Origin of the sequence: Anaerosporobacter sp. (assembly GCF_031551385.1) — a bacterium.
Lineage (GTDB): Bacteria > Bacillota > Clostridia > Lachnospirales > Lachnospiraceae > Anaerosporobacter.
On record NZ_JAVBNS010000073.1, the window covers coordinates 1 to 9,943 of the forward strand.

The following is a 9,943-nucleotide window of genomic DNA, read 5'->3' on the forward strand; positions in this document are numbered from 1 at the left end:
GCAATAAAACTATTAGTATTGGTAAAAGGGTTTTCTGTGAGTAAGAGCAGCAGAAAACCCAAGTGCTAAATCATATTTTATATGATTGGTGTAGATAATTATTATTAGAAGAATGTAGCCTTAGATAGTAAGAAATTATAAAACAGAAAGAAGGAGAGATATGGAAACGATATTTGGTATCGACAGTACACTCTATAAAGTTATGAGTAAATTTTCGCAGATCATGATTATAAATCTATTATGGATTCTATGTAGTTTACCAATTATAACAATTGGAGCATCTACAACCGCCTTATATTATGTATCTTTGAAAATTGCAAAAAATGAAGAAGGAAATATCGTGAAACAGTTCTTCTCTTCTTTCCGTAATAATTTCGTACAAGCAACAATACTATGGCTCTTATTTGTGCTCGTCGGAGCAATATTAGGAGTTAACTATTTTTACTATTGGATTATGGGTAATAGTGCTAGTAAGGGATTGCAAGTAGTATTTATTATCTTGATGATTGTATATGGATTTGCACTTTCGATTGTATTTCCCGTATTAGCGAAGTTTGATAATACCGTGAAGGGTACGATAATTTTTTCCATATTAACAAGCATCATTAATATTGGTTGGTCACTGCTTATCGTAGTAATTTCACTGTTAATTGTAAATTTCACAATCGTACTAAATGGTTTTCCGATATTCTTCGCAATTGGAGGAGCAACTTGTTTACACGCATATATCTATAATCATGTATTTGATAGATATGTAAAGAAGCATCCTGTTGAGAGAATTATATAAGCTCGTAATTTCAAATAGTAATTTCACATAGGAACTTCTGAATCGATGCAAATATAGAATCCTATAGAATGATTGAACAAGCTGTAGCAAAATAAAATGATAATATCACATATGGTAGGGGAATTGAGATATCTCTCGACATAGTGTAGCTAACATTTGTTTTGTTACAGCTTTTTGTTATCTCAAAAAATTACGTGGGCGTGTTTTTGAGGATTATGAAGAGTTTGGTAATTGGCTAAAAACGAATAGGAAAGGATAAATGATTTTATGAAAGAATTTAAATATGAGATAGTGAAAGACCCCGCATATTTTGCAATTAATCGATTAGATGCACATTCCGATCATGGTTATTATGCTTCAAAGGAGGAGATGGCGACTGGTACAAGCAGTTTTCGTTTTTCACTGAATGGATTATGGAAGTTTGCATATGCAAAGAATTATGATTGTGTAATTCCAGATTTCGAAAAGACAGAATACAACTGCAAATACTGGGATGATATCAGAGTTCCAGCACATATTCAAATGGAGGGCTATGACAGACCACATTATACGAATGTGCAGTATCCATGGGAACGCTATGAAACGATTCTCCCTGGTGAGATTCCACAAAAGTTTAATCCTGTTGCGAGTTATGTGAAATATTTTAACGTTCCAGAAACAATGAAAGAGAAGCCACTCTATATCTCTTTTCAAGGTGTTGAAAGTGGAATGGCATTGTGGTTGAATGGGGAATTTGTTGGTTATAGTGAGGATACATTTTCACCATCGGAATTTGAATTGACACCTTATCTAAGAGAAGGGGAAAACAAGTTAGCAGTTCAGGTGTTTAAGTGGACAAGTGGAAGCTGGTGTGAGGATCAAGATTTCTTTCGATTCTCAGGAATTTTTCGAGATGTCTATCTCTATACGATTCCAGAAGTACATATTAAGGATTTGAAGATAAAGACGTTGTTAAATGAGGAGTGTACAAAGAGTGACCTTGTTGTTACAGCAACAACTATGGCAAACGCCACAGGAAAAGCTACAGAAAAAGGAATTGCAGAGTATTATCTACGGGATGTATATTCAAATGAAATTATTATAAGTGGTGCAATTGATTTATCTGAAACAACAGAGGTACATATTCATGTGGAAAATCCTAAATTTTGGAGTGCAGAACAGCCATATCTATATGATTTGCTACTTGAAGTTAAAGATAATACTGGAGTTTGCCAAGAAATTATTTGTGAAAAGGTTGGTTTCCGCCGTTTTGAACTGAAAGATGGTATTATGTGCATAAATGGTAAAAGAATTGTTTTCAAAGGGGTAAACCGTCATGAATTCAGTTCGATAACTGGTAGATGTGTATCAGAGGAAGAGATGATTTGCGATATTGTTACGATGAAGCAAAACAATATCAATGCGATTCGTACAAGTCATTATCCGAATCATTCTATGTTATATCGGTTATGTGATGAATATGGTTTATATGTCGTTGATGAAACAAATATGGAAACGCATGGTTCTTGGAAATCGCCTGAAACGTTAGTACCAGCAAACCGAGAGGATTGGCAGCCATTATTACTTGACCGAGTAACATCCATTTACCAAAGAGATAAGAATCATCCATGTATCTTAATCTGGTCATGCGGTAATGAAAGCAATGGTGGTAAGGTAATCTATGAAATGTCGCAGTTATTCAGATCCTTGGATGATACAAGATTAGTGCATTATGAGGGGGTATATCTGGATCGAACTTATAATGATACTAGTGATATGGAAAGTCAGATGTATACACCGGTTAAGAATATAAAAGAGTTTTTAGAAAAAGACCGTAGCAAACCATTTGTATTATGCGAATATACACATGCGATGGGAAATTCCTGTGGTGCGATGCATAAATATACAGATCTGACAGACGTAGAACCAAAGTTCCAAGGTGGTTTTATATGGGATTTCATAGACCAGTCTATTACGAAGAAGGATCGTTATGGCAAAGAGTTTCAGGCATTTGGCGGTGATTTTGATGACCGTCCTTCGGATTATCAGGGCAGTGGAAATGGAATTATGTATGGAAAGGATCGCAAACCTTCCCCTAAGGTGCAAGAGGTAAAATATAATTATCAAAACATCTCTGTTACTATTACGGAAACAGATTTTACTGTAATCAATAAGAATTTATTCGTAAATACAAAGGATTATAGTTGTAAAGTAAGTTTGATGAGAGATGGTATTGTTATTAAGAAAGAAGAAGTTTTGATAGACGTAGAACCATTGGAGTCAAAGACATTCGTACTACCTTTTGAAATTACTGAAACTGTAGGGGAATATTGTGTTACGGTTTCTTTCGTGTTAAGAGAGGATACCCTTTGGGCTGAACGTGGCCATGAGGTAGCATTTGGACAGGGAATTGTTAATCGAAACAATTTTGAAAAGGAGAATCCGATTCAAAAAGTTCCTTTTGAAGTTGTTCATGGTCAATTTAATCTTACGATTATAGGTGAGAATTTTGAAGCAATGTTCTCTACCTCTCATGGTGCTATCTTTAACGGTATGGTTTCGTATTGCTATGGCGGTGTTGAGATGATAAAAGCAATTCCAAAACCAAACTTCTGGCGTGCAGCAACGGAAAATGATAGAGGAAATCGTATGCCATTCCGCTATTCACAATGGAAAGTAGCAAGTATGTATGCAACATTCCATGACCACAAAGGAACGATTAATAAACCTATTGTGGAAGTAAAGGAAGACTGCGCAATAATAACTTATAATTATCTGTTAGCAACAATGCCTGCCTCTACTTGCCAAGTTGTTTATACGGTTTATGGTGATGGAACAGTTCGAACAAGAATGTGCTATGAGCCAGTAGAAGGGCTAAGCGATATGCCTGAGTTTGGTATGCTGTTCAAATTCGATGCCGATTACGACCGAGTGAAATGGTATGGTCTTGGACCAAAGGAAACCTACTGCGACCGTAAGCATGGTGGTAAACTAGGCATATTTGAGGAAAAAGTGACAGACGCCATGGCAGAATATCTGACACCTCAGGAATGCGGTAATAAAACTGATGTCAGATATGCACAGATACTGAATAATAAGGGAAGAGGTATGATGTTCGAAGGAGATAAGATGGAATTTTCCGCTCTACCATATACGCCACACGAGCTGGAAAATGCAGGTCATCCATATGAACTTCCACCAATTCATTATACAGTAGTAAGGGTTTCGAAGCAGCAGATGGGAGTTGGAGGAGATGATAGTTGGGGTGCGAGGACGCAAGAGGAGTATTTGATTAAGGGAGATGAGAAGCAGGTGTTTGAGTTTTCGTTTAGGGGGATTTAGGAGGTTTTTGATAAGTAGGTAGTGAAGTAAGTTATTGTTTGTGAGTTCCCCTTTTTATAGAGAAATAGGTAAGTAGGATTGAATGGCGGTTGTTACCATGTGGTGGAGTGGTGATGGCCGCTGTTTTTTGGTTATTGGTTGCAGGATAGATTTTTTTAGTATTAGAAAATGTATAGAATAGTTTCTTCTTGGAGTTTTGAGAATGGAAAAAGTAAGGAGGGTGTGGTAAAATAAAGGCAATAGGAGTGATTGCCTTGAGAATAACTGAGTAGTGAAAGCTTAAAGTGAATCTGCCCAAGTAGTGGTTATGTTTATGGCTGTCATGTAAATTAGAGGAGGCGAATTTATTGGCAAATACAAGTGCACTTAAGAAAGTATCTGTTTATGTAATTAATCAAATAGCTTTAAAGTTAGATATAAATTTAGCGAATAAGTCTGTTCAGATTGGAACAAAAGGTAAACGAAAAGCATTTGATGGTGTATCAGATAATGGTAAAATTATTGTAAAGGTTATTAATCATAGTGGTAAAACATCTGGTGGCAAGAAGCCCAATGGTAAAATTAAAAACACCTATTCGGATTGTTTTTTTATGAATTTAACTCAAGCAGAACAAAAGATATTAGTTTTTACTAACAAAGAATTTTATGATATTTTTATTGCAGACTGTGATGGATTGATGGAAGATTTTGAACTTATGTATATTCAATTACCTGAAGAATATAGTCAAATTGTTGAAGAGGTCACAAAAGAAGCCAGTAAAGAAATGTCATAGTTACATATAATTTATGTATTGTGGATGTGAAGAAATCATTGATATGTTTACTCTAAAAGTGAGAGACTAATTTTGATAGTGGAGATTGGTGATAATAGATATGAAAAGCATTTGTTATGCTGTGTTACCAGATAGCTTAATATTAGATAATGATATTGTTTATGCTTTTGTAAAAAATCATATTGCAAAGTATTATTCCGAGTTAGAAGTTGAACCCTATAAAGAATATTTTTCTGAAAAGCGAACATGGGAAATTGCAAGAGAAAACGGGTTTAATAGTTTAATTGATTTTGAAGAACATTTGAAAACACATAAAGATGAAGATGGTATTGAGAATGGACTATATTACTGGAGTAGTAATTTTAATACACAAGGACGTTGGGATGGTATAAGGCTTGATGGAATAAAAAAATGTAGCAATTATTTATGTTCACTCATAGGTAAAGAAAATGGTTTGTTGGAAAATGGCACAATCTTCTTATGGGATGAGCCAGAGGAAAATCTGCTTATAGAATGGAAAATCTCGGAGCGGATCATATTATGCTTGTTGATATTAAATTGTTGGACGAAGTATATAATCTGTGAGGTGATGCCATGTCAAATATATTTTAAATAGTAGTCGTTAACATCTGATAGAGTGGTAATGACTGCTGTTTTTTTTGTCCTTTTGCTGATGGAAAAAGTAATGGGGCTGTGGTAAAATAAAGGAAATCAAATTGTAAAGAAATTGGGAAAGGAAACATAATGCAGGTTTGGCAAGCTCATTATAAGGACAAGCAACATGATTTAGATATTGTTATAGAAAATCATTATGATGATAATTATACAGAACAGTCATTTAAGATATGTATTGATGGTGTTATATTTGGGGGTTCTGGATTGGATGATTGGGAATTGTCAGAAACGGAATCGAATATAAGCGATATAATGAAGAAGTTCTCTATGCTGAAATATGGAAGTAAAGAAACAGGATATCATTATTGGCTTCAATCATATCAAATGCAGATGAGAATACCTTGCATGGTTTTTTCTTTAACAGAAAAACGTAAAATTTCTGCTGAACTGGATATAGTTTTTAACAATAGCAATCAAGAAAATGCGAGAGCTATTTACAAATTAGATGGGAAAAGTGTGAACCCCAATATGAACATTTGTGAGAGGTTTGCTCTTATTGTGGAGGGAAAGTACTATAATGCGATAGAGCTTTCTGAATATTTTGAAATCTCGATGCAATCCATTTGCAAACAAATTGCAGGAAAATATTATTTATACAATTGTTTTGGTTGTCTTTATTCAGATTACAGTCCATATGGGCAAAACAATATTGGAAGTTTGTGTTGCTTTGTTGAGAGCAAGGAGAAATATTTAAAGGTTTATGGCAAAAACGAGGGAGAGTATACCATTTGGGATGCGTTTGAAGAAGGATTCGTTCAATGTCAAGAAACTGCGGTTTGTAATGAGTTTGCGCCAAGAATAAATTGCTTGGGAGGTTACCGTGGTGGTATATATGAATAAAATAAAGATATTCAAAAAGATAGGAATCGGAGGAATACCATGCCAAAAAAGAAAGATAAAATTACCATTCATAGCTCAGCAGCAAAATATTTAACCTATATTGCAGCAGTTGGCGATACCGCTGACAGTATGGAAATGCGCTATGAAGATGAAAATATATGGCTGACGCAGAAGATGATGGCGGTTTTATATGATGTAGATGTCCGTACAATCAACTATCATTTGAAAAAGATATTTGAGGATGATGAATTACGAGAAGATTCAGTTATCCAAGATTTTCGGATAACTGCCACTGATGGTAAAACTTACAATACAAAGCATTATAATCTACAAGCAATTATTGCAGTAGGTTTTAAAGTCTACAACGACCGTGCTGTCTGTTTTCGCAAATGGTCAGGTCAAATCGTGAAGGATTATACTATCCAAGGCTGGACGATGGACAAGGAACGACTGAAAAAAGGCCATATGTTCACTGATGAATATTTTGAAAGACAGTTGCAGAATATCCGTGAAATTCGCCTGTCTGAGCGAAAATTTTATCAGAAAATTACTGACTTATATTCGACAGTTTTTGATTATGATAAAGATGCAAAGACCACCAGACAGTTTTTTCAAACCGTGCAGAATAAGATGCATTGGGCTGTCCATAGACATACTGCAGCGGAGCTGATTGTAGAACGTGCTAGGGTATGTTTAAAAAATCATTTCACTGTTCTGCGCCCTCCATTCAGCGGTCTGAAAGGTCAAAATTCAGTCAACATAGCCCGCTATGCCTCCTGAATTTTGACCTTCCACCCCACTAAGTGGAGTGCACAGCCCAGTAAAAGCATTTTTTAAACACGCCCTAATGCAGAGAAAGAATATATGGGATTGACCACTTGGGAAGCCGCACCAGAAGGGAAAATAGTAAAGGCAGATGTGTCAATTGCAAAGAATTATATGAGTGACAAGGAAATGTCTTATATGGAGCGAATTGTTTCACTTTATCTTGATTATGCAGAATTGCAGGCAGAGCGACAGATTCCAATGAGCATGGAGGATTGGGCAAAGCGACTGGACGGTTTCTTAGAGTTTAATGGCAACGAAATATTGACAGATGCAGGTAAGATTAGTGTGGAGCAGGCAAAACTTCATGCAGAAACAGAATTTGAAAAATATCGTATTGTGCAGGATAGAATGTTCTTATCGGATTATGACAAGTTTTTGTTGGAACTAGAAGAACAAGCGAAGAATTAGTTGTTCGGAAATTCCGAACAACTACATAGGAATTGCCAACGGAAGCAATCAAAGAGCTAGGAAGTGTCTGAAAAAAGGAGAATGTTTTTATATGAATTTATACAGATATTCTTACAATAATCTTGACCCAAGTTCACCAAAAGGTTCACCATAAGTTCATCGAAAAGTTCACCAAAAGGTTCACCATAAAGTTCACCAAATAATTCGAATATTCACTCCTCTGCTAAATTAAAATGGACATTCAATTTTGTAACCAATATTTAAAGTACCCAAGAAAGGCAATTTTATGATAAACAATAAAAGCTTTTTTATACTAGGCGATTCCACCTACAACGTATACGATACAGACCTAATACTAGAGTATGTAAACAATGAAATCTCTTTATACCTAGAAGTAATCCCCGATGACAAAGAAAATATCGATGAAGATTGGAGTATTAGTATTGAATTTAATACACATGTTTCAACAATAGAAGATTTAGAAGACAAGAAATTTGTTTGGAACAGCCAAATAGATGAGTTTGGAGAAAATGCTGGTTACATAAGTCTATATGAAATCAATGTAAAAAGTGGAACAATTGAAATTGTAAGTATCAAGGAAAATAAAATGACAATGAAATGGTATGGTGTTTTAGAAGGGCCTGATTGTTCAACGTTTGATATGGTATTTGATGTGAAAATTCCAGAAAAGAGCAACTATGTGATTGATGTTTATAAATCGGTAAAAACGGTAATTGATCATCATACACAACTTGAAATTTTAAATATAGAAGATTTTAATAAGGAGCTAATCAAGCTTTCAAAATCAAGAAAACGAACAGCATCAAAACTTAGAACGAAACTTGATTGCATTTTCAAATCAAGTAAATATGAGTTTAATGCTGTTTTGAAATTTAAACTTACAATTGATAAAAAGGAGTATTTGGGAGAAGTTATATTTCGTGGAGATACAATAAAGCATGTGACACATCTTGATGAAAGTTGTCCTCGGAGAGTTATCTTTAAGTATGTTTCTTGGAGATTACAATCAAAATTAGAGCAATTTAGTTTTGGAATTGAGTAATTAGGTATATAGATTAATATCTGAAAAACTTACAGAGTGTAGGAAGGTATTGTAAATCGTGCAACGCACCGTTGACCTAAGACTGCTTTAATTAAGTTGGATAATAAAGCACCTATTATAAAGATAGCACTTACTATAAAGATAGCTCCATATTGGCGCAATCTCTTTCATTATGTTATAAATGCATTACAATGGATATCGGAGGTGAGATTTATGCAGAGAATCTGCGAATTACGTATTCAACTAGGTTATACACAAGAATTTCTTGGGCATTTAGTGGGTTGTGACAGAAGAAACATTTCACGATATGAGAGTGGATTAAGAGAGCCTGATAAGGAAACACTTGTTAGACTTGCGAATGTTCTTCACACTACGACGGATTACTTGCTTAACCTTTCTGATGTACCGCATAAATCAAAAACTCCTTGGGACTCATTGCATCGTGACGAGTTTCGTGGTTTATATCCTCAAGAAGTCGAAAAGCTAGCTCGTGCAGCGATGCTTTTAAAATCAAAGAGAAGGCAAAAAGGAGGTACTACGATGTCATTTGACATTTTGATTTCAAAAATAATGGAAACTAAAAATCCTACCGTTATGGGACTTGATCCAAAACTCGACTTTATTCCTGACTATTTAAAAGAAGCTGCCTATCAAGAACATGGTAAAACATTAGAAGGTGCAGCGGATGCGGTACTGCGTTTCAATAAAGAGCTTATTGATTCCGTGTATGATATTATTCCTGCAATAAAACCACAAGCAGCATATTATGAAAAATATGGCTGGCAAGGTGTACGCACTTTGGCTGAAACTATTTCCTATGCGAAATCAAAAGGAATGTTTGTTATTGTTGATGGCAAACGTGGAGATATTGGTTCAACCATGGAAGCATATGCTGATGGTTGGTTAGGTACAACGGAAGTAGAGGGCAATTCATTTACGCCATTTGGTGGTGATGCGTTGACAGTTAACGGATATTTAGGTACAGACTGTATTGAGCCATTAATCAAAGTATGCCAAAAACAAAACAAAGGAATTTTTGTACTAGCGAAAACATCAAATCCTTCCTCTGTTGAATTACAGGATTCAAAGATAAATGATAAAACGGTATATGAAACTATGGCATCTCTCTGCGAACAATGGGGTGAAGCACTACCGGGTAAATATGGTTATACAGGTGTAGGTGCAGTAATTGGAGCTACTTATCCAGAGCAATTGAAAGAATTACGTCAAAAGTATCCAAAGCTTTTC

7 protein-coding genes and 2 pseudogenes are annotated in these 9,943 nt (G+C 35.2%); all 9 read left to right on the top strand.

Annotated features, from left to right (window positions below; genetic code table 11):
* Positions 1-160: 160 nt before the first annotated feature.
* Complete coding sequence (locus tag RMR19_RS07465) at positions 161-787, top strand: YesL family protein (protein WP_310602875.1); 627 nt, start codon at positions 161-163, stop codon at positions 785-787.
* A gap of 267 nt (positions 788-1,054) precedes the next feature.
* Positions 1,055-4,108, top strand: a complete 3,054-nt coding sequence (locus RMR19_RS07470) for a glycoside hydrolase family 2 TIM barrel-domain containing protein (RefSeq protein WP_310602876.1) — start codon at positions 1,055-1,057, stop codon at positions 4,106-4,108.
* 347 nt (positions 4,109-4,455) lie between these two features.
* A complete protein-coding gene (locus RMR19_RS07475; protein WP_310602877.1) occupies positions 4,456-4,881 on the top strand; it encodes a hypothetical protein in 426 nt (141 codons plus the stop codon).
* Positions 4,882-4,981: 100 nt separating this feature from the next.
* Positions 4,982-5,497 carry a hypothetical protein gene (locus tag RMR19_RS07480; protein WP_310602878.1) on the top strand — a complete coding sequence of 172 codons (516 nt, stop codon included), beginning with the start codon at positions 4,982-4,984 and terminating at the stop codon, positions 5,495-5,497.
* A 128-nt stretch (positions 5,498-5,625) separates the two neighbouring features.
* The gene (locus RMR19_RS07485; RefSeq protein ID WP_310602879.1) at positions 5,626-6,396 is read left to right on the top strand and encodes a DUF6304 family protein; all 771 of its coding nucleotides are present in this window, start codon (positions 5,626-5,628) and stop codon (positions 6,394-6,396) included.
* 39 nt (positions 6,397-6,435) lie between these two features.
* Positions 6,436-7,080, top strand: a pseudogene (gene rhuM / locus RMR19_RS07490) (RhuM family protein); the annotation flags it as partial.
* 162 nt (positions 7,081-7,242) lie between these two features.
* Positions 7,243-7,632: pseudogene (gene rhuM / locus RMR19_RS07495) on the top strand (RhuM family protein); the annotation flags it as partial.
* A 286-nt stretch (positions 7,633-7,918) separates the two neighbouring features.
* Entirely contained in the window at positions 7,919-8,695 is a 777-nt protein-coding gene (locus RMR19_RS07500) for a hypothetical protein (RefSeq protein WP_310602880.1), read from the top strand.
* Positions 8,696-8,908: 213 nt separating this feature from the next.
* Positions 8,909-9,943, top strand: a 1,035-nt coding sequence (gene pyrF / locus RMR19_RS07510) for an orotidine-5'-phosphate decarboxylase (RefSeq protein WP_331654668.1), incomplete at its 3' end; no start/stop codon positions are given.